This window comes from Streptomyces sp. NPDC018026 (assembly GCF_044327745.1).
Lineage (GTDB): Bacteria > Actinomycetota > Actinomycetes > Streptomycetales > Streptomycetaceae > Streptomyces > Streptomyces rubrogriseus.
Map to the genome: position 1 here is coordinate 977,977 of NZ_JBIRFY010000002.1, position 18,516 is coordinate 996,492.

General features: G+C 72.8%; 20 protein-coding genes. 6 read left to right on the forward strand and 14 right to left on the reverse strand.

The features are described 5' to 3' along the window. The first annotated feature begins 11 nt into the window (after positions 1-11). On the forward strand, positions 12-326 hold the full coding sequence (locus tag ACH4D3_RS09995; protein WP_003976610.1) for a hypothetical protein: 315 nt from the start codon (positions 12-14) through the stop codon (positions 324-326). 55 nt (positions 327-381) lie between these two features. Here ACH4D3_RS09995 and ACH4D3_RS10000 read toward each other — a convergent pair whose 3' ends face one another. The 4 genes from ACH4D3_RS10000 to ACH4D3_RS10015 all read right to left on the reverse strand — a co-directional run bounded on the left by ACH4D3_RS10000 (position 382) and on the right by ACH4D3_RS10015 (position 3,592). Next, entirely contained in the window at positions 382-1,569 is a 1,188-nt protein-coding gene (locus ACH4D3_RS10000) for a winged helix DNA-binding domain-containing protein (protein ID WP_398318828.1), read from the reverse strand. Between the two features lie 86 nt (positions 1,570-1,655). Beyond that, positions 1,656-2,234, reverse strand: coding sequence for a hypothetical protein (locus ACH4D3_RS10005; RefSeq protein WP_398318831.1), 579 nt, complete (start codon positions 2,232-2,234; stop codon positions 1,656-1,658). 9 nt (positions 2,235-2,243) lie between these two features. After that, entirely contained in the window at positions 2,244-3,158 is a 915-nt protein-coding gene (htpX, locus tag ACH4D3_RS10010; RefSeq protein WP_398318834.1) for a zinc metalloprotease HtpX, read from the reverse strand. A gap of 62 nt (positions 3,159-3,220) precedes the next feature. Beyond that, entirely contained in the window at positions 3,221-3,592 is a 372-nt protein-coding gene (locus tag ACH4D3_RS10015; RefSeq protein WP_127893504.1) for a helix-turn-helix domain-containing protein, read from the reverse strand. A gap of 113 nt (positions 3,593-3,705) precedes the next feature. On the opposite strand from ACH4D3_RS10015, the gene ACH4D3_RS10020 reads away from it, so the two are divergent. Next, on the forward strand, positions 3,706-4,545 hold the full coding sequence (locus tag ACH4D3_RS10020) for an SDR family oxidoreductase (RefSeq protein ID WP_398318837.1): 840 nt from the start codon (positions 3,706-3,708) through the stop codon (positions 4,543-4,545). Positions 4,546-4,568: 23 nt separating this feature from the next. Here the strand turns inward: ACH4D3_RS10020 and ACH4D3_RS10025 are convergent, their stop codons facing one another. Together ACH4D3_RS10025 and glnA are read right to left on the reverse strand one after the other, a co-directional pair. Beyond that, positions 4,569-4,829: a hypothetical protein gene (locus ACH4D3_RS10025; protein ID WP_398318840.1), complete on the reverse strand. Its 261-nt coding sequence runs from the start codon at positions 4,827-4,829 to the stop codon at positions 4,569-4,571. A 174-nt stretch (positions 4,830-5,003) separates the two neighbouring features. Further along, a complete protein-coding gene (gene glnA, locus ACH4D3_RS10030; RefSeq protein WP_127893506.1) occupies positions 5,004-6,413 on the reverse strand; it encodes a type I glutamate--ammonia ligase in 1,410 nt (469 codons plus the stop codon). A 220-nt stretch (positions 6,414-6,633) separates the two neighbouring features. Here glnA and ACH4D3_RS10035 point away from each other — a divergent pair, with 220 nt between their 5' ends. Continuing rightward, the gene (locus tag ACH4D3_RS10035) at positions 6,634-7,101 is read left to right on the forward strand and encodes an RDD family protein (protein ID WP_398318843.1); all 468 of its coding nucleotides are present in this window, start codon (positions 6,634-6,636) and stop codon (positions 7,099-7,101) included. A 120-nt stretch (positions 7,102-7,221) separates the two neighbouring features. Here the strand turns inward: ACH4D3_RS10035 and ACH4D3_RS10040 are convergent, their stop codons facing one another. The 4 genes from ACH4D3_RS10040 to lipB form a co-directional block, all read right to left on the reverse strand. After that, a complete protein-coding gene (locus ACH4D3_RS10040; RefSeq protein ID WP_398318846.1) occupies positions 7,222-7,926 on the reverse strand; it encodes a DUF4191 domain-containing protein in 705 nt (234 codons plus the stop codon). Positions 7,927-8,017: 91 nt separating this feature from the next. Next, positions 8,018-8,233 carry a hypothetical protein gene (locus tag ACH4D3_RS10045; RefSeq protein WP_361007328.1) on the reverse strand — a complete coding sequence of 72 codons (216 nt, stop codon included), beginning with the start codon at positions 8,231-8,233 and terminating at the stop codon, positions 8,018-8,020. Between the two features lie 244 nt (positions 8,234-8,477). Then, positions 8,478-9,431 (reverse strand): lipoyl synthase, encoded by a 954-nt coding sequence (gene lipA / locus ACH4D3_RS10050; RefSeq protein ID WP_398318849.1) that lies wholly within the window; start codon positions 9,429-9,431, stop codon positions 8,478-8,480. Positions 9,432-9,599: 168 nt separating this feature from the next. Then, entirely contained in the window at positions 9,600-10,400 is an 801-nt protein-coding gene (gene lipB, locus ACH4D3_RS10055; protein ID WP_398318852.1) for a lipoyl(octanoyl) transferase LipB, read from the reverse strand. A gap of 234 nt (positions 10,401-10,634) precedes the next feature. Here lipB and ACH4D3_RS10060 point away from each other — a divergent pair, with 234 nt between their 5' ends. Then, on the forward strand, positions 10,635-12,098 hold the full coding sequence (locus ACH4D3_RS10060; protein ID WP_398318855.1) for a regulator: 1,464 nt from the start codon (positions 10,635-10,637) through the stop codon (positions 12,096-12,098). A 121-nt stretch (positions 12,099-12,219) separates the two neighbouring features. Here the strand turns inward: ACH4D3_RS10060 and ACH4D3_RS10065 are convergent, their stop codons facing one another. Both ACH4D3_RS10065 and ACH4D3_RS10070 read right to left on the reverse strand, forming a co-directional pair. Beyond that, positions 12,220-13,632, reverse strand: coding sequence for an NAD(P)/FAD-dependent oxidoreductase (locus ACH4D3_RS10065; RefSeq protein WP_398318858.1), 1,413 nt, complete (start codon positions 13,630-13,632; stop codon positions 12,220-12,222). Between the two features lie 262 nt (positions 13,633-13,894). Further along, entirely contained in the window at positions 13,895-14,932 is a 1,038-nt protein-coding gene (locus ACH4D3_RS10070; protein WP_398318861.1) for a TIGR01777 family oxidoreductase, read from the reverse strand. A 113-nt stretch (positions 14,933-15,045) separates the two neighbouring features. On the opposite strand from ACH4D3_RS10070, the gene ACH4D3_RS10075 reads away from it, so the two are divergent. Then, complete coding sequence (locus tag ACH4D3_RS10075) at positions 15,046-15,546, forward strand: GNAT family N-acetyltransferase (RefSeq protein ID WP_398318864.1); 501 nt, start codon at positions 15,046-15,048, stop codon at positions 15,544-15,546. Here the strand turns inward: ACH4D3_RS10075 and ACH4D3_RS10080 are convergent. After that, positions 15,536-16,720 carry a MarP family serine protease gene (locus tag ACH4D3_RS10080; RefSeq protein ID WP_398318867.1) on the reverse strand — a complete coding sequence of 395 codons (1,185 nt, stop codon included), beginning with the start codon at positions 16,718-16,720 and terminating at the stop codon, positions 15,536-15,538. The genes ACH4D3_RS10075 and ACH4D3_RS10080 overlap by 11 nt on opposite strands. Before the next feature lie 108 nt (positions 16,721-16,828). Between ACH4D3_RS10080 and ACH4D3_RS10085 the strand changes: the two genes are divergently transcribed. Continuing rightward, positions 16,829-17,755 (forward strand): peptidoglycan recognition protein, encoded by a 927-nt coding sequence (locus ACH4D3_RS10085; protein WP_398318962.1) that lies wholly within the window; start codon positions 16,829-16,831, stop codon positions 17,753-17,755. 37 nt (positions 17,756-17,792) lie between these two features. Here ACH4D3_RS10085 and ACH4D3_RS10090 read toward each other — a convergent pair whose 3' ends face one another. Continuing rightward, on the reverse strand, positions 17,793-18,314 hold the full coding sequence (locus ACH4D3_RS10090) for a DUF4240 domain-containing protein (RefSeq protein WP_398318965.1): 522 nt from the start codon (positions 18,312-18,314) through the stop codon (positions 17,793-17,795). Positions 18,315-18,516 lie beyond the last annotated feature (202 nt).

The window sequence follows — 18,516 nt, forward strand, 5'->3', positions numbered from 1 at the left end:
GGAGGATGCCTGTGCCCGCTGCCGCACTGAAGCCGAAGCCGTTGCCCACCCAGTCCACCGCCAAGCGGCCCGTCCTGCTCGACCTGCCGTACGAACCCGTGGAGAAGCGTCCGCTGCCGGCTGGCCGCCCCCGCGAGTGGTACGTGACGCACAACCGCCGGCTCAAGGCGATGCGGCTCGCCATCGCCCTGCTCGACTCCGGCGTCTACCTGCCCAACCAGGCGCGCAACGAGAGGATACGGAGCGCTGCCCTGACCATCGGGGTCCACCCGCCGTCGGACACGACGTGCCACATGGTGCGGGCGTTGATGCGGTACTCGCGGTGAGCCGGACGCCGGGCGCCCTTCTTCGCCGAGGGCGCCCGGCGTTCGACGACCTGCCCTACGCCGACAGCTCCCGTTCCAGCGGCGTCCGGAAGCGGGGGGTGATCCGGGCCGTGCCCACCCAGGACGCCAGGCGCTCGGCCTCGGCCGCGATCGCGCTCTCCGCGTCGCGGCCGATGCCGTCGTCGTCCAGGATCCGCCAGACGATCCCGCCGTCGGCGCGCTGCGCCCAGCCGCCGACCACGCGCCCGTTCCACCACACCGTCGGTCCGACGTTGCCGCTGCGGTCGAAGAGCATCGGCCGCAGCCCGGGGGCGAGGTACCAGTCCCGCTGCTGCCAGCCCATCGCGGTGGGATCCAGCGCGGGCAGCAGCGCCGCCCACGGTTCGGCGGGCCCGGCGACCGGGCCGGTGTCACCGGAGACGACGTACCCCGTGCCCTCGTCCAGCGAGACCGCCTCCGCGCCGATCGCGGTCAGCGCGCGGCGCACCTCCGTCACCCGCCACCCGGTCCACCACTTGAGGTCGTCCTCGGTCGCCGGACCGCATGCCGTCAGCCACCCGCGCATCAGCTCGGCCTGGGCCTCGCCCGGGTCCAGCTCGGGATGCTCGGGCGCCGGTGCCCAGCGGAACTGGCTGGACGTCCACGAGCCCAGCGGCCGCCCCCGCACCACCTTGCCCTCCACGCCCAGCACCCTCAGCAGTTGGGTGGAGACGGTGTGCACCCCCTCGTAGCTCTTCCCGGCCGCGTAGACGTACTGCTCCTTGAGCCGCGGCTCGTCGCGGGCCAGTTCGGCCGCCGTGGCCTGGCCGCGCCGGGCCAGCGCGGCCAGTGCGGACTCCTCCACCTCGGCCAGCCAGGCGGCGTCCGGCGCCCCGGCCGCCGCCATGTTCTTGAGCAGTCTGGCCCGCTCCCGGGCGGCCACGGTGCGGCCGGTGGAGGCGTGCACGACCGCCGTCAGCCCGGTGGGGAACACGAACACCGTGTGCCGCATGCCGTGCATCCGGACCAGCGTCCCGTCCTCGTACAGCGCCCGCTCCGTCTCGCCCACGGTCTTCGCCGCGTCCGCCAGCCGCGCGCCCACGGCCAGGTGCACCGCCGCCGGGTCCGTGCCGTGCAGCGCCACCAGCGAACCGGCGACCTCCTCGGGGCTCCCCGCCCGCGCGGCCCCCGCCAGCCGCTGCCGCAGGGCCAGCCGGTGCCGCCGTTCGGCCGTCCCGATGTGCCGTCGTCCGCCGTCATCCATGGGGCCCTCCGCCCGTCGTCGCGTCCGTAGCGTCCTCGGTACGGACATCGTGCCCGACGCCACTGACAGGCGGCGGCGCACGGCGGTCAGAGTCCGGGCGCGCCCCACACCGGGAACCAGCGGGCCAGGTCGCCCTCCACCGGCAGTTCGTCGGCGAGCACCGCCCGTATCCGCAGCTCCAGCGCGTTGTCCCGCTGCCGCCGCCCGCCGGGCAGGGGCGCGAAGGGGTAGAAGGTGCCGCGCTTGTACAGGTAGACGAGGGCGAGCCGCCGTCCGTCGTCGTCCACGAAACCGGCCAGGGAGCACAGCAGCCGCGGGCCGAACCCGCCCGACTCCAGGGTGCTGTTCACCGCGTGCAGGTCGTTCACCAGAAGGGGCAGCTCGCCCGGGGAGCGCTGCGAGACGAGCCAGGAGTAGCCGTAGGAGTCGTGGGTCAACTCGACCGGGGTGCGGCCGGCGTCCGCGTCCAGCAGGGCGCGGATCTCGCGGTGCGTGCGCTCGAAGGCGGCGCCCTCGACCGTCGCGAAGCACACCGCCCCCTGCCCGGTGGGACGGAACCCGGCAGCGGCCTCCAGGCCCACCGCCGCCGAGGGCAGCGCGAAGAGCCGGTCCAGATCAGGGGCCACGGCCCTGGAGCGGCCGAGCAGGATGTCCAGCAGTCCCATGCCCGCGCCTCAGGCCTTGCCGGGCGCCGGTGCCTCGCCCAGCTCGCTGGAGATCCGGCCCAGCTGGTCGAGCCGCTGCTCCAGGCTGGGGTGGGTGGCGAAGAACCGGCCGAGGCCGGGGTCGCTGCCGAAGGCCGGGGTGAAGTAGAAGGCGTTGAAGGCCTGCGCCGTGCGCAGGTCCTTGGTCGGGATGCGGGCGATGTCGCCGGTGACCTTGGTGAGCGCCGACGCCAGGGCCGAGGGGCGCCCGGTGAGCAGAGCCGCGGCCCGGTCGGCCGCCAGCTCCCGGTACCGGGACAGGGCCCGGATCAGCAGGAAACTGAGCGCGTACACGGCCGCCGAGACGCCCATCACCACCGCCAGGACCGCCATCGTGTTCTGGTCCCGGCGCCCGCCGAAGAGCTGGGAGTAGAAGGCGAACCGCACGATCAGCCCCGCGATCACGCCCAGGAACGAGGCCACCGTGATCACCGCGACGTCCTTGTGCGCCACGTGCGACAACTCGTGCGCGAGCACGCCCTCCAGCTCCGCGGGCTCCAGCCGCCGCAGCAGCCCGGTGGTGACACAGACCACCGCGTTGTCCGGATTGCGGCCGGTGGCGAAGGCGTTGGGCATCTCCATCTCCGACACCGCGACCACCGGCTTCGGCATGTCGGCCATCGCCGCCAGCCGGTCCACCACCCCGTGCAGCTCCGGATACTCCTCCCGCTCCACGACCCGGCCGCGCATCGCGAACAGCGCGATCCGGTCGGAGAACCAGTACTGCGCCCCGAACACCAGCGCCACGATCACCACGACCAGGACCCAGGACTTCAGCAGCGCGATCAGCGCGGCGACGAAACCCACGTACAACAGGCCGAGCAGGAAGAGGGTGACCCCCATGCGCACGGTCAACCGCCGGTCGCTCCGGAAGCGGCTCTGCATCTGTACCACCTCACAGTCGGGCACTCGTCCCGCTGTCCAGTGTGCACCCGGCGCCCTGGAGGTCAGGCGGGATCGAGCGCCGACAGCCGCCGGGTGATCCGGTCGAACAGCTCCGTCAGCGGTTCGCCGACGTCCCGGCCGAACTCGGTCAGCCCGTACGTGACCTGCGGCGGCGTCGTCGGCTCGACCTTCCGCCAGACCAGACCGTCCTCGACCAGCGCGCGCAGGGTCTGGGCCAGCATCTTCTCGCTGATGCCCCGGATGCTCTCGCGCAGCTCGTAGAACCGGAGGTCGTTGCGGCGCAGGGAGATCAGCACCCAGACGCCCCACCTGCTGGTCACGTGGTCGACCACGTCCCGCGCCAGGCAGTCGGTGTGAAACACGTCATACCGCTCGCCGGTCTCGACCCGTCTGTGCTGCACGCCTTCCGTCATGTCATGAGCTTACCTCCAGGTATGCCCTTACCAAAAGTTAGCCGCCGCTCCTAGCGTGAACGCCCTCGGAGTACTTCCGAGCATTCTTGGGCACATCCGACAAGGAGCTGATCATGATCGTGGTGACCGGGGCGACCGGAAACATCGGCCGGCCGCTGACGCGGGCGCTGGCGGAGGCGGGCGAGCAGGTGACGGCGGTGTCCCGGCACCCGGCGGCGGTACCGGACGGCGTCCGCCACCAGATGGCCGACCTCGCCGAGCCGGCCGGCCTGCGGCCCGCGCTGGCCGGGGCGAAGTCGCTGTTCCTGCTGCTCTCCGGCGATCTGCACGCCCTCGGCGCCAACCCCGCGGACATCGTCGCCGAGGCCGCGGACAGCGGGGTCCGCCGCATCGTCCTGCTCTCCACGCTCGGCGTGGTGACCAGGCCCTTCGGGGCGACCCGGATCGCGATGCGCGAGCTGGAGGACACGGTGCGGGAGTCCGGCCTTGAGTGGGCGCTGCTGCGGCCGGGCGGCTTCGCCTCCAACGCCCTGTGGTGGGCCGAGTCCGTCCGCGAGCGACGGGTCGTCGCGGCGCCCTTCGGCGACGTCGGGGTGCCGGTGATCGACCCGGCCGACATCGCGGCGGTGGCGGCGGCCTGCCTGCTGGAGGACCGCTACACCGGCGACGCATACGAGCTGACCGGCCCGGAGGTGATCACTCCGCGCGGGCAGACGGAGGCCCTCGCCGCAGCGCTCGGCTCGCCCGTGGCCTTCCACGAGCTGACCCGCGACGAGGCCAGGGCCGCCATGGCCCGGAGCATGCCGGCCGAACTCGCCGACGACACCCTGGACATCGTCGGCAACCCGAGCCCGGCCGAGCAGCGCGTCAGCCCGGACGTCGAACGGGTCCTCGGCCGCGCCCCGCGCCCGTTCGCCGACTGGGCCGCCCGCAACGTCACCGCGTTCCGCTGAGCCCCGGGGCACCAGGACAGGCCCTAGTAGGGCGCCCGGAAGTTGATGTAGCCGAGCAGCACGATCACCGCGGCCACACAGCCGAGCACCACGGCGGTGGACACCCACGACGACCGGCGCCGTGAGCCCACGTGGTCGGGGTCGGCGCGGAAGGGGACCGGGCCGGGCGGGTTCTCCTTCCAGCGCGCGGCGAGCATCCGGGCGCGCGCCGAGGGCTCCTTGTGCTCGGCACCCTCCGCCCACCTCAGGTCGTACTCGCGCTCCTCGTCGTCGCGATCCGGCATCTCCGGCACTCTCCCCGTCCCCCCGACATCAACCTGACTCGAACAACCGTGTCAGTAGACATGATCCCGGCCCGCCCGCACCCTGTGAAGGGTTTTCGGCCACGCACGACGGCGCCCCCGCCCTCAGGTGGAGGGACGGGGGCGCCGGGCGGCCGGTGGGAGGGCCGGGGTCGATCACACGTCGAAGTACATCTCGAACTCGTGCGGGTGCGGACGCAGCTGCAGCGGCGCGATCTCGTTGGCGCGCTTGAAGTCGATCCACGTCTCGATCAGGTCCGGCGTGAACACGTCGCCCTGGAGCAGGAACTCGTGGTCGGCCTCCAGGCGGTCGAGGACCGCGCCCAGCGAGGTCGGGACCTGCGCCACGTTCGCGTGCTCCTCGGGAGCCAGCTCGTAGAGGTCCTTGTCGATCGGCTCGGCCGGCTCGATCTTGTTCTTGATGCCGTCCAGGCCCGCCAGCAGCAGCGCCGAGAAGGCCAGGTACGGGTTGCCGGAGGCGTCCGGGGCGCGGAACTCGACGCGCTTGGCCTTCGGGTTCGAGCCCGTGATCGGAATGCGCATCGCGGCGGAGCGGTTGCGCTGCGAGTACACCAGGTTCACCGGCGCCTCGAAGCCCGGCACCAGGCGGTGGTACGAGTTCACCGTCGGGTTGGTGAAGGCCAGCAGCGACGGGGCGTGCTTGAGGATGCCGCCGATGTAGTAGCGGGCGGTGTCCGACAGACCGGCGTAGCCCTGCTCGTCGTAGAAGAGCGGCTCGCCGCCCGACCACAGCGACTGGTGGACGTGCATGCCCGAGCCGTTGTCACCGAAGATCGGCTTCGGCATGAAGGTCGCCGTCTTGCCGTTCTTCCAGGCCACGTTCTTCACGATGTACTTGAAGAGCTGGAGGTCGTCCGCGGCCGCGAGCAGCGTGTTGAACTTGTAGTTGATCTCCGCCTGGCCGGCGGTGCCCACCTCGTGGTGCTGGCGCTCGACCTTGAGGCCGGACCGCTCCAGCTCCAGGGAGATCTCGGCGCGCAGGTCGGCGAAGTGGTCGACCGGCGGGACCGGGAAGTAGCCGCCCTTGTAGCGGACCTTGTAACCGCGGTTGTCCTCGATCGCACCGGTGTTCCAGGCGCCGGCCTCGGAGTCGATGTGGTAGAAGGACTCGTTCTCGCGGGTGGCGAAGCGGACGGAGTCGAAGACGTAGAACTCGGCCTCCGGGCCGAAGAACGCCGTGTCGGCGATGCCCGTGGAGGCCAGGTAGGCCTCGGCCTTCTTCGCCACGTTCCGCGGGTCGCGGGAGTACTGCTCGCCCGTGATCGGGTCGTGGATGAAGAAGTTGATGTTGAGGGTCTTGTCCCGGCGGAACGGGTCGACGCGCGCGGTGGACAGGTCCGGGCGCAGGGACATGTCCGACTCGTGGATGGCCTGGAAGCCGCGGATCGAGGACCCGTCGAAGGCCTGCTCGTCGTCGGGGTCGAACGCCTCGGCGGGCAGCGTGAAGTGCTGCATGACGCCCGGCAGGTCGCAGAACCGGACATCGACGAACTTGACGTCCTCGTCCGCGATGAACTTCTTGACGTCGTCGGCGTTCTGGAACATCCAGCTCCTCCTACTCCCGACCGTCCCGCCGGGTTGGTAGATCGTTCGTGCGGCCATTGCGGGTGGCACACGCTTCCTCGACCCTAGGGACGGGTGATTTCTCGGGCGTGACCCATTTGTTTCGCAGAAGTTAACCGGCTCCCTCCCCACCCTAGGCCGGATCGGGGGCCCGCACACCCCGCCGTTCCCGGTACGTATACGGGCGCAGTACCGTGTTCGGGTGGACAACAGGCAAGCAATCGGATCATGGCTCTCCGGCCCCCGCGCGGCCGTCGAAGAGGCCGGCGCCGATCTCGGACACCGCGGCGAGCAGCTCGGCCTGCCCGAGGAGGGACCGGGTTCGATCGCCCGCCCGGGCAGGCGGCTCGGCGCCCTGGCCGTCGACTGGGCGCTGTGCTCCCTGATCGCATACGGCCTGATCACGGGCAGCTACGGGCAGACGGCGAGCAACTGGGCCCTGCTGATCTTCTTCGTGCTGAGCGTGCTGACCGTCGGCACGGTCGGCTTCACCCCCGGCAAGCGCCTGTTCGGCCTGCGCGTCGTGGACCTCGCCACCGGCCGCCCCAGCCCGCTGCGCGCCCTGCTCCGCTCGGTCCTGCTGTGCCTCGCCCTCCCGGCGCTGATCTGGGACCGCGACGGCCGGGGACTGCACGACCGGCTGGCGCGCACGGTGGAAGTCCGGATCTGACCCCGCCGCGCGCCTTACGTCTCGCACGCCAAGACGCCGGTACGGCGATGGGGGCGGCCCGATCGCTCGGGCCGCCCCCATCGCCGTACCGGCGTTTCAAGTCCTACGGGTCGGCGCTGGTCAGCGCTGCTTGGGGTTGCCGCCCCTCGGCATCCGCATGCCCTTCGGCATCGGGCCCTTGGGCATCGGCATGTTGCTCATCAGGTCGCCCAGGGCGCGCAGCCGGTCATTGGTCACGGTGACCTGCGGGCCGCTCAGGACGCGGGGGAGCTTGAGCATGGTCGTGCGCAGCTTCTTCAGCTCGACCTGCCCCTCGCCGGTGCCCACGAGCAGGTCGTGCACGGGGACGTCGGCGACGATGCGGTTCATCTTCTTCTTCTCGGCCGCGAGCAGGGACTTCACCCGGTTCGGGTTGCCCTCCGCGACCAGCACGATGCCGGCCTTGCCGACCGCGCGGTGCACCACGTCCTGGTTGCGGTTCATCGCCACCGCGGGGGTCGTCGTCCAGCCCCGGCCGATGTTGTCCAGTACGGCCGCCGCGGCGCCGGGCTGTCCCTCCATCTGCCCGAAGGCCGCCCGCTCGGCCCGGCGCCCGAAGACGATCGCCGTCGCGAGGAAGGCGAGCAGCAGGCCCAGGATGCCGAGATAGATGGGGTGACCGATCCAGAAACCGATCGCGAGGAGGACACCGAAGACGACGATGCCGACACCCGCGAGCACAAGACCGATCTTCTTGTCGGCCTTGCGGGTCATCTTGTAGGTCAGAGCGATCTGCTTCAGTCGCCCGGGATTCGCAGCGTCCGCTGCAGGTTCCTTCCTCGCCATGGCACGAAGTCTACGTGCCCCCGAAGGCGCCGACGACGGCAGTGCCCGGCAGTGCGCGGCCGTGCCCGTCGGGGGGAGGGGCGGGGCGCGGTCAGGGGCGGCCGGTGACGGACTGCCGCAGCGCGCGCTCGGTCTCGATCCGGTCCTTGGCGCGGCGGCGGTCCTCCAGGACGGAGTTCCAGGCATTGCGCCGGGCGGTGCGCTGGCCGCCGCTCATCAGCAGCGACTCGACGGCCCGCAGGGCGGTGGTGAAGGACGGGATGGCGGTGGCGCGGACGGCGGTGGGGCGAACGGGCGCGGCCTGCATCGTGGAGGTCCCCCCTCGGTACGGCTCCGGGTACGGAGACGGGTGTACGTGGCGGTGTACGTGCTGTGATTCCAGGGTCACTGATTGGTGTTACCAGGGCGTGACCCGCCGGTCAAACGCACATGAAGCCGCGTCGCCGGGTCCTGGAACGGGCTCGCGGCCCCGACCGATGCCCTCATCAGCGAGGACGGTCGGGGCCGCGGCACATCGGCCATTACTGGCCAGTAGTGACTTGTGCGGGAATTCACACGGTGGCGGACCGGCGCTGCTCCATGGCCATTCCGTAGAGCCGTCCGGCCCGGTACGACGAGCGGACCAGCGGGCCCGACATCACGCCGGAGAAGCCGATCTGCTCGGCCTCCTCCTTCAGCTCCACGAACTCCTGCGGCTTGACCCAGCGCTCCACCGGGTGGTGGCGCACGGACGGACGCAGGTACTGCGTGATGGTGATCAGCTCGCAGCCGGCCTCGTGCAGCTGCTTCAGCGCCTCGCTGATCTCCTCGCGGGTCTCGCCCATGCCGAGGATCAGGTTCGACTTGGTGACCAGGCCGAAGTCGCGGGCGTCGGTGATGACCTTCAGCGAGCGCTCGTAGCGGAAGCCCGGGCGGATGCGCTTGAAGATCCGCGGGACGGTCTCGACGTTGTGCGCGAAGACCTCGGGGCGGGACTCGAAGACCTCCCGGAGCAGCTCCGGAACGGCGTTGAAGTCCGGGGCCAGCAGCTCGACCTTGGTGCGGCCGGCCTCGCGGCCGGAGGTCTGCTCGTGGATCTGGCGCACCGTCTCCGCGTACAGCCACGCGCCGCCGTCGGGGAGGTCGTCGCGGGCGACGCCGGTGATGGTGGCGTAGTTCAGGTCCATGGTGACCACGGACTCGCCGACGCGGCGCGGCTCGTCGCGGTCGAGCGCCTCGGGCTTGCCGGTGTCGATCTGGCAGAAGTCACAGCGCCGGGTGCACTGGTCGCCGCCGATGAGGAAGGTCGCCTCGCGGTCCTCCCAGCACTCGTAGATGTTGGGACAGCCGGCTTCCTGGCAGACCGTGTGCAGGCCCTCGCTCTTCACGAGGTTCTGCATCTTGGTGTATTCGGGGCCCATTTTCGCCCGGGTCTTGATCCACTCGGGCTTGCGCTCGATGGGGGTCTGGCTGTTGCGGACCTCAAGGCGCAGCATCTTGCGTCCGTCGGGTGCGACTGCGGACACGACCGGCTCCCTAGCGTTTGATTCTTCGGCGTTCTTCAGGGTACGCCCGTTGATTTGTTGGTCGGCGTTGGTGCTGGCCTTGCTGGGGGCTGCCGCCCCCAGGCCCCCGCTGTCGGCCTGAACGGCCTCGTCCTCAAACGCCGGACGGGCTGGAAATATGCCCGGAGTTCAAGCTGCCGGGGCCTTCTCGATCACCCTCGGCTTCAGTTCCGCGTTCTCCAGGATGTCGCGGAGGTGGCGTTCGGCCACCGGGAGGACCTCCTCGATGGTCACGTCGCGGCCGAGTTCGTTCGCCAGGGACGCGACGCCCGCGTCGCGGATGCCGCAGGGGATGATCTTGTCGAACCACTTGTTGTCGGGGTTCACGTTCAGGGCGAAGCCGTGCATCGTGACGCCCTTGGCGACCCGGATGCCGATGGCGGCGATCTTGCGGTCCTCGCGGCGCTGGCCCGCGTTGGACGGGGCGTACTCGGGGCCGTTGAGGCGGGGGTCGAACTCGTCGTCGTTCAGGCGGGGGTCGAAGTCCAGGGAGAGGCCGCCGAGAACGGGGCGCTGCTCGACCGGGTCGCCGAGGACCCAGACGCCGCTGCGGCCCTCCACCCGGGAGGTCTCCAGGCCGAACTCCGCGCAGGTGCGGATCAGGGCCTCCTCCAGGCGGCGGACGTGGGCCACCACGTCGACCGGGCGCGGGAGCTTCTGGATGGGGTAGCCCACCAGCTGGCCCGGACCGTGCCAGGTGATCTTGCCGCCGCGGTCCACGTCGATCACCGGGGTGCCGTCCAGCGGACGCTCGCTGTCCTCGGTGCGCCGGCCGGCGGTGTAGACCGGCGGGTGTTCGAGGAGCAGCACGGTGTCGGGGACCTCGTCGACGAAGCGCGCGGCGTGCACCCGGCGCTGTTCGTCCCACGCCTCCTGGTACTCGACGCGATCGGCACCGAACCCCATCCGGACGAAGTGCAGCTCACTCACGGCACGTGCCTCCCTGCAAGGTCGTAAGGCACGAAGCGTGCCCACGCCACTGTACGACCGACCATGCGTCGTCAGTCGGGCGGGCAATTCTCACACGATCGGATGAATGTCGGGCGAATTGTGCGATCGGGTGCTTACTCTCCGCTACATTCGCGCCGTTCACGAGGCCATAAGGGCTGCTCACAGGCGCTCCGGGCAATCGAACGCCCGGAAGGCAGGAGACCGCACCGCACCATGACGGAACGACCCGCGCAGCGCACCCCCAACCGCCAGCTCGCCGCGCTCATCGCCGAAGCGGGGTTCTCGAACGCGGGTCTCGCGCGTCGCGTCGACCAGCTCGGACTCGAACACGGCCTGGACCTGAGATATGACAAGACGTCCGTCACCCGGTGGCTGCGCGGTCAGCAGCCCCGCGGCACCACCCCGGCGCTGATCGCCGAGGTCTTCACCCGGCGCCTGGGCCGCCGACTGACCGCCCAGGACCTCGGCCTGGACGCCTGCGCGCCCGTCTACGCGGGGCTGGAGTTCGCCGGGAGCCCGGAGGAGGCGGTCGACATCGTCGGCGGACTGTGGCGCAAGGACTCCGGCAGCCACGCCGAGCTGCGGAAGATCGCCTTCACCCCGGCCGGACTCGTCGTGCCCAGCCGCGACTGGCTGATCGGCCGCCCCGACGACAAGGTGGCCCGCGTCGAGGTGCCCGTCCGCATTCCCGCGCAGGGCCGCCCGGCGACCCCGCGGCTCGCCGTCCCGCTCGACCCGTCCAGGCGCCGGGCCCCGGCCGAGCGCGGCCCCGGCCAGAAGGTCAGCGGGGGCGACCTCGCCGCGCTGCGCTCCGTCGGCGAGCTGTTCCGCAGCCTCGACGACCGCTACGGCGGCGGACACGCCCGCCAGGCCCTCGTGCGCTACCTGGAGCACGAACTGGAACCGATGCTGCGCGGCACCTACGGCGAGCAGACCGGCCGCCGCCTCTTCGCCGCCGCCGCCGACCTGACCCGGCTCGCCGGCTGGACCTCGTACGACATCGCCGCGCACGGCCTCGCCCAGCGGTACTTCGTGCAGGCGCTGCGGCTGTCGCAGGCGGCCGGGGACCGGGCGTACGGCTCGTACGTGCTGGTCACCATGAGCCGGCAGGCCGTCTACCTCGGCCACGGGCGCGAGGCCGTGCAGCTCGCGCGGGTGGCGCAGCAGGGCGTGGGGACCTCCGCGCCGCCGGTCGTGCAGACCCTGCTGCACGCCGCCGAGGCGCGGGCGCACGGCCTGCTCGGCGAGGTGCGGGCCTGCACCGCGGCCCTGGTGCGGGCCGAGCGGGCGCTGGAGGCCGCCCGGCCCGGCGACGAGGTGCCGCACTGGGCGCGCTTCTTCGACGAGGCGCAGCTCGCCGACGAGTTCGGGCACTGCCACCGCGACCTGCAGCAGTTCCGCGCCGCCGCCCAGCACGCGGAACGCTCGCTGCAACTGCGCGCCCCCGTCTACGCCCGCAGCCGGCTGTTCTGCCGGGTCGTCCTCGCCACCGCCCGGCTCGGCCTCGGCGAGCTTGACCAGGCCTGCCAGCTGGCCGCCGAGGCGGCGGGGCAGGCGGCCGAGATGCGCTCGGTGCGCGCCGTGGAGTACGTCCGCGACTTCGAGCGCCGCCTGGAGCCGTACCGGGACGCCGCCCCGGTCCGGGGGTACCGGGACAAGGTGGCCGCCCTGGGGTAGCGGCAGCGGTGGCGCGCCGGTCCGGAGCGGGCCTAGGGGGTGTCGTTTGGATCAGGCCGGCCGCGGCCGGCAGTGCCTTGTGGCCGACCCCGCGACCCCGGCAAGATCCAAACGACACCCCCTAGGCCGCGTGTGCCGTCGGCGTCGGCTCCGCCGCGTGCATCGGACGGCCCGCGCCCAGGTCTCTCAGGATCGCCTCGGAGGCCCGGTGGCCCGAGTGCAGGGCGCCCTGGGCGGTGCTGGTGTCGCGGTGGTCGCCGCACACGTACAGCCCGGCCAGCAGCCGTACCGGCCTGCGCGGATCGTGCGGCGGGCGCATCGCGGGCACCGCCTCGGGCGTGTGGTGCACGGCGAGGGTCTCCCAGCGGGTGGTCGGGGTGCCGTAGAGGCGGGACAGGTGGATGCGTACGGCGGTGTCGAGGTCGGGCGGGGGCGGGCCGAGGACCGTCGACGAGACCAGGGCGCGGCCGGCCGGCGCGCGGGACGGGTCCACCTGGCTGACCTGCGCCGTGTGGGCCACCGGGCCGCCCCGGTCGGCGTCGAGCAGCAGGGCCGCGCCGGTCGTCGGCGGCTCGTCGGTCGTGTGGTGGACCACCGTCACCGGGTGGAAGTCCGGCACCCGCAGCCCCGGCAGCAGTCCGGCCGCGGCGCGGGCGTCGGTCGCCACCAGCACGGCCCGGCAGCGGATGACGCCGTGCTCCGCGGTGGTCACCGCGTTGGTCGCGACCGAGGTGACGCGGACTCCGGTGTGCACGGTGCCCGGCGGCAGCGACCGCGCCATGTGCTCCGGCAGGGCCTCGGCGCCGCCCTCGGGGAGCGCGAGCCGTCCGCCGGCGAAGGCGCGCAGCGCGAGGTCCGCGCACCGGCTGGACGTCGTGAGGTCCGGGTCGTACAGCAGGGCGGCGAGCAGCGGGCGCAGGAAGCCGTCGATCGTGCGGGCCGGCAGCCCGCGGGCCGCCAGTGCGCGGGCGGCGGGCAACTCCGGCCGGGCCAGCAGCCGTTCGGCCGGCGTGTGCGCGAGCCGGGCCAGCGCGGCACCGAGCCGGGCCTGGTCCACGGCGGTGCCGAGCGGGGCGCCGGCGCGGGTGCGGGGCGCGGTGGCGGGCCTGCCGGACGCGCCGGACGTGCCGGGCGCGTTCATCGTGCGCCGGGGCGCGGGCATCGAGCGAGGGGCGCTCGCGAGGGCGCGCACCGCATTCAGTGCGCCCCGTGCGCTCCGTACGCCCGACGGGGTGCCCGCGTGATGGTGGCGGCCCTCGCTGTGCAGCAGGACCCCGGGGGCGAAGGGCAGCAGCGCGAGGCCTTCGAGCCCGGGGGTGCGGCGCAGTTCGGGATACGCCGTGGACAGCGGCTGTCCGATTCTGTCGAGCCGGAAACCGTCGACCTTCTCGGTGGCCATCCGGCCGCCCACCGCATGGGCGGCCTCCAGGACCGTGGTCGTCACTCCTGCGCTGGTCAGCCGTTGCGCCGCGGCGAGTCCGGCGATCCCGGCCCCCACGACGACGACGTCCGCCTGGTACGCGGGCTCAAGCACGTGCCCCTCCTCGTGGTTGCGCGGCCGCTGGAGACGTCATGCCCCCAACAGGCTTGAGGAATACTCGAGTTCGAGACGAGGTTAGGGCGCGAAACGGTCAACGGGAATCACCCGGGGGCAGCACACGGTCGCACGGCGGTCGCATATGGGTGTGATATGGCCGCCGAGTGGTCGGAGTGGGGTGGTGCGTGGTGGTTGTGGCGGTGCGTGGGCGTGCGTGGTGGTGCGTGGGCTTGCGTGGCCGTGCGTGGTGGTGTCTGGGTTACAGGGCTGCCCGGATCGCCCCGTCGATCTCCGGGAACGCGAAGCGGAAGCCCGACTCCAGGAGGCGGGCCGGGAGGACCCGGGCGCTGCCGAGGACGTCGCCCGCCATCTCGCCGAGCGCGGCACGCAGGACCGGCGCGGGCACGGCGAACGGCGTCGGGCGGTGCAGCACCCGGCCCATGGCCACCGTCACCTCACGGTTCGTCACCGGCTGAGGGGCGGTCAGGTTGAAGGGACCGGAGAGGTCGTCCCGGTCCAGGAGGTGCCGGATCGCCGCCACCTCGTCGTGCAGCGCGACGAAGGACCAGTACTGCGACCCGTCGCCCATCCGCCCGCCGAGCCCCGCCCGGAAGAGCGGGAAGAGCCGTCCCCAGGCACCGCCCCGGCGCGCCACGACCAGGCCGGTGCGCGTGAACACCGTCCGTACGCCCGCCTCCTGGGCGGGGGCCGCCGCGGCCTCCCACTCCACGCACAGGCCCGGCAGGAAGCCCTCGCCCGGCGGGGCGCTCTCGTCCACCGGGCGGTCGCCGGTCTCCCCGTAGTAGCCCATCGCGCTGCCGTTCACGAAGACCCGCGGCGGCCGCTCCAGCGCGGCGACGGCCTCCGCGAGCGCCGTCGTGCCGTGCACCCGGCTGCTGCGGATGCGGGTCTTGTACGCGTCGGTCCAGCGGCGGTCGCCCACCCCGGCCCCGGCCAGGTTGACCACCGCGTCGCAGCCCTCCAGCCCGGCGGCGTCCACCCGACCGTTCTCGGGGTCCCAGCGGACCTCGTCCGGGCCCTCGGGCGCGCGCCGCACCAGGCGCACCACCCGGTACCCGTCCGCGGTCAGGGACCGCGCCAGGGCGCCGCCGATCAGACCGGATGCTCCGGCCACCGCGATGCGGGGACGGTTCCCGGGCGGGCGTTTGTTGTTCGTGTGTCCGTCGTCCGTGCGGCTGTCGTCCGTGTGTCCGTCGTTCATGTGGCTGCCGTCCGTGTGTCCGTCGTCCGTGTGGCTGTCGTCCGTGTGCCTGCCGCCCATGTGGCTGCCGTCCATGTGTCCGGCGGTCACCCGCCGCCCACGTGCCCGTCCTCCAGGGGTTCATCCTGCCGGGTGGCCCCGGAAAATCCCCGGACCCGTCCCCGGCACCGCGTCGTACAGTGATCGCCATGCCAGCCCCGCACATACGCCGCGCCAGGTCCGAGGACGAGCACCCACTGCACCGGATCGACGTCGAGACCTGGTCCTACCTGCACGCCGTCTCGCCCCCGCCGGGACCCGACGACCCCTTCTTCCGGGACACCTGCGGGCCCGACGCCCATCTGGTCGCCGAACTCGACGGTGCCGTCGTCGGCTACGTCCGCCTCGGATTTCCCACCCCGCTGGCCTCCAACACCCACGTCCGCCAGATCCGCGGGCTCGCCGTCGCCGGCGCGGCCCGCGGCCACGGCGTGGGGCGGGCACTGGTCCGGGCCGCCGTCGAGGAGGCCCGGCACGAGGGCTTCCGCCGGATCACCCTGCGGGTCCTCGGCCACAACACGGCCGCCCGGGGCCTCTACGAGTCGGAGGGCTTCGCCGTGGAGGGCGTACAGCCCGAGGAGTTCCACCTCGACGGCCGGTACGTCGACGACGTGCTGATGGGACAGATGCTGACCGCGCTCACGACGTGACCGGCTCGCCCGTGTCCACCGCCTGCGTGGCGTCCGCCGCGTCGCGTGCCTCGGGGGCCACCTCGGCCGCCGTCAGCACGTAGCCGGTCTCCGGGTCGGAGGTGGAACGGGCGAACACCACCCCGTACACCCGGCCGTCGGTGGTCAGCAGCGGGCCGCCCGAGTTGCCGGGGCGGACCGTGGAACGGACCGAGTAGATCTCCCGGGTCACGTTCTCGTCGTTGTAGATGTTCTGGCCGGTGGCGCGGATCCGGTTGGCCACCGTCGCCGCCCGCAGATCCAGGTCGCCGTTCTGCGGATAGCCCGCCACCACCGCGGCGTCGCCCCGCGCGGCGTCCTCGTCGAATCTCAGCACCGGCGCGCTCAGGTCCGGGACGTACAGCACCGCCACGTCCTTGTCCGGGTCGAACAGCACCACCCGCGCCTCGTGCGCCGGGCCCACGCCGCCGATCCGTACGGTCGGGGCGTCGATGCCGGCCACCACGTGGGCGTTGGTCATCACGTGCTCCGGCGCGTACACGAAGCCGCTGCCCTCCCGGCCCTGGGTGCCGCTCACGCCCTCCACCTTCACCGTGCTGAGCGTGGCCGCGCGGGTGGCCGCGGGCGTGACGCTGTCCCCGGAGGGCTCGGCGACCTCGGCGGCCGACTCGTTCTCGAACGGGTTGAAGACCTGCGGGAATCCGGCGTCGGCCAGCGCGGACGTCGCCCGGGAGAACCACGCCGGGGTGGTGTCCGGCATCACCCGCTGCACCGCGCCCAGCAGCGTCGAGTCCCGGATCGCCGAGGTGAGCAGCGAGGACGAGGAGGCCGCGAGGACGCTCGCCGCCACCCACGCCACGATCAGCGCCGCCGCGGAGTTCGCCACCGCGCCGCCGATCCCGTCGGCCACCCGGAGCGGGCCCGCGGTCAGCTCTCCGCGCAGCCGCAGCGCGAGGCGTCCCGCCAGTTCGTGGCCCGCCATCGCCGGCAGCAGCACGGTGACCACCGCGACCACCGTCGCCGCCGTCGAGCCCCGCTCCACCAGGTCCATCACCCACGGCAGGACCCAGACGCCGAGCGCCGCACCGCCCACGAAGCCCGCCAGCGACACACAGCCGGCCACCAGGCCGCGCCGGTAGCCGGAGGCGGCGTAGGCCAGCACCACCAGCGCCAGCACGATGTCGAGCAGGTCCACGCGAACCGCCTTTCTGCCGGGTCCCGGGACCCTCAGTACGTGCCGTACCGGGCCGATGATCAGCCTGGTGTGCACCGCTGTCCGGAAAGCGGCCACCTGTGCGAGTGGGTGTGCGGGCCGGTCAAGGGTGAAACGCCGTGCACCGGGACGATGGTTCCACCGGGTGGCACAGCACACATCGCGGACAGAGGGGATCCGCCGGACAGTAGGACCATGCGAGTCTTCCGAGGACCGCGCCGGGCCCGGGAGCGACGGGCCGGCCGCATACCCGGTGCCGTGCGCATGCCGACCGCGGCACGGGCGCTGCTCGGCGCCCTGCCCGGGCTGGCCGCCGTCGCCGCGCTCTTCCTGTGCGCGAACGGGGTGGAACGGGCGGCCGACGCCGACGCCGAGGCCGTTCCGGCCGCCGCCACCGACCGGTACGCCGCGCCCCGGCCCGACATCGTGCCCCGGTCGGTCTGGCTGGGCGACGCCGCCCGCGCCCAGCCCGCCCCCCGCTACGACGACAAGGTGGTCGCCGTCTTCGTCCACCACACGGACACGCCCAACGGCTACGACTGCGCCGACGTGCCGGCCATCCTCCGCGGGGTGTACCAGGGCCAGACCGGTGCCCGGGACTGGGACGACATCGGCTACAACTTCGTCGTCGACCGCTGCGGCACCGTCTACGAGGGCCGCGCCGGGGGCATCGACCGGGCCGTCACGGGGGCCCACACCCAGGGCTTCAACCACCGCACCACCGGGATCGCCGCCCTCGGCACCTACACCGCCGGGGTGCCCGTGCCCGACGAGCTGACCGACGCGATCGCCGCCGTGGCCGCCTGGAAGCTCGGCGAGACCGGAACCGACCCGCGGGCGAAGGTCGCCCTGGTCTCCAGCAACGGCCTCAGCCGTTACGCCGCGGGCGCCACCGCCAGGCTGCCCGCCGTCGCGGGGCACGACGACGGCTACCAGACCAGCTGCCCGGGCGCGGCTCTCACCGCTCGCCTCGCGGACATCCGGGACACGGCGGCCCGCCTCCAGGGCCGGGCCTGACCGGCCAGGGCGGGCGGTGCGCGCTTGGGTCCGCGCGTCACTCCGGTCCGAACCTCGCCCACAGGCGGGGCAGGCGCTCGGCGAGGGCGCGGTCGTTCTCCAGGTCGATCGGTGCGCCCAGCGGTTCGGGGGGTGCGGGGGCGATGCCAAGGTCCGGGGCGACGGTGCCGGTGAGCTGCTCGTAGGCCTCGTCGGCCGCGTAGCCCAGCTCCTCGCCGTCGCCGTCCAGCTCCTCGTCGAAGTCGTCCAGCAGTTCGGCGAGCGAGTCGGGCTCGTGCACCGCGCCCTCGTACACCTCGCGGCCCTGGCCGATCAGCCAGCAGCGGAAGAAGTCGAAGGCGTCGTCGCTGGCGCCGCCCAGCAGAATCCACGCGGCACCCCACAGGTCCCAGGTGCAGGCGCGGTTGTAGCGGGCCTCGAAGTGGCGGGCGAAGTCGAGCACCAGGTCCGGGTCCATGCCGAGCAGCCGCTCCACGAGCAGGTCGGCCTGGTCCTCGGAATCGCCGTCCGCGCGCTGCCGGGCGGCGTCGATCAGCTCCCAGAACTCCGTCTCGTCCATCACGGGTCCAGCATCGGCCCTGGGCGGGGGCGGCGCACGCGGAGTGCGGCGGATCGTTATGCGCGGGTGTGGTGGGGGTGCGCGTGGCGCGGTGTGTCCGGTGGGTGGGTCGGGGTCGGGTCGGGGGGTGTCCGTCCTCGGAACGGCCCCGGAACCGGCGGCGACCCAGGCCAACAAAGTTGTAGCCCCAACCCCCGCCGGC

Bases quoted from the DNA above. Each gene is read 5' to 3' on its own strand.
- ACH4D3_RS10000 (WP_398318828.1), bottom strand. From the start codon at position 1,569: ATGGATGACGGCGGACGACGGCACATCGGGACGGCCGAACGGCGGCAC.
- ACH4D3_RS10005 (WP_398318831.1), bottom strand. From the start codon at position 2,234: ATGGGACTGCTGGACATCCTGCTCGGCCGCTCCAGGGCCGTGGCCCCT.
- htpX (WP_398318834.1), bottom strand. From the start codon at position 3,158: ATGCAGAGCCGCTTCCGGAGCGACCGGCGGTTGACCGTGCGCATGGGG.
- ACH4D3_RS10015 (WP_127893504.1), bottom strand. From the start codon at position 3,592: ATGACGGAAGGCGTGCAGCACAGACGGGTCGAGACCGGCGAGCGGTAT.
- ACH4D3_RS10020 (WP_398318837.1), top strand. From the start codon at position 3,706: ATGATCGTGGTGACCGGGGCGACCGGAAACATCGGCCGGCCGCTGACG.
- ACH4D3_RS10025 (WP_398318840.1), bottom strand. From the start codon at position 4,829: ATGCCGGATCGCGACGACGAGGAGCGCGAGTACGACCTGAGGTGGGCG.
- glnA (WP_127893506.1), bottom strand. From the start codon at position 6,413: ATGTTCCAGAACGCCGACGACGTCAAGAAGTTCATCGCGGACGAGGAC.
- ACH4D3_RS10040 (WP_398318846.1), bottom strand. From the start codon at position 7,926: ATGGCGAGGAAGGAACCTGCAGCGGACGCTGCGAATCCCGGGCGACTG.
- ACH4D3_RS10045 (WP_361007328.1), bottom strand. From the start codon at position 8,233: ATGCAGGCCGCGCCCGTTCGCCCCACCGCCGTCCGCGCCACCGCCATC.
- ACH4D3_RS10060 (WP_398318855.1), top strand. From the start codon at position 10,635: ATGACGGAACGACCCGCGCAGCGCACCCCCAACCGCCAGCTCGCCGCG.
- ACH4D3_RS10070 (WP_398318861.1), bottom strand. From the start codon at position 14,932: ATGGACGGCAGCCACATGGGCGGCAGGCACACGGACGACAGCCACACG.
- ACH4D3_RS10075 (WP_398318864.1), top strand. From the start codon at position 15,046: ATGCCAGCCCCGCACATACGCCGCGCCAGGTCCGAGGACGAGCACCCA.
- ACH4D3_RS10090 (WP_398318965.1), bottom strand. From the start codon at position 18,314: ATGGACGAGACGGAGTTCTGGGAGCTGATCGACGCCGCCCGGCAGCGC.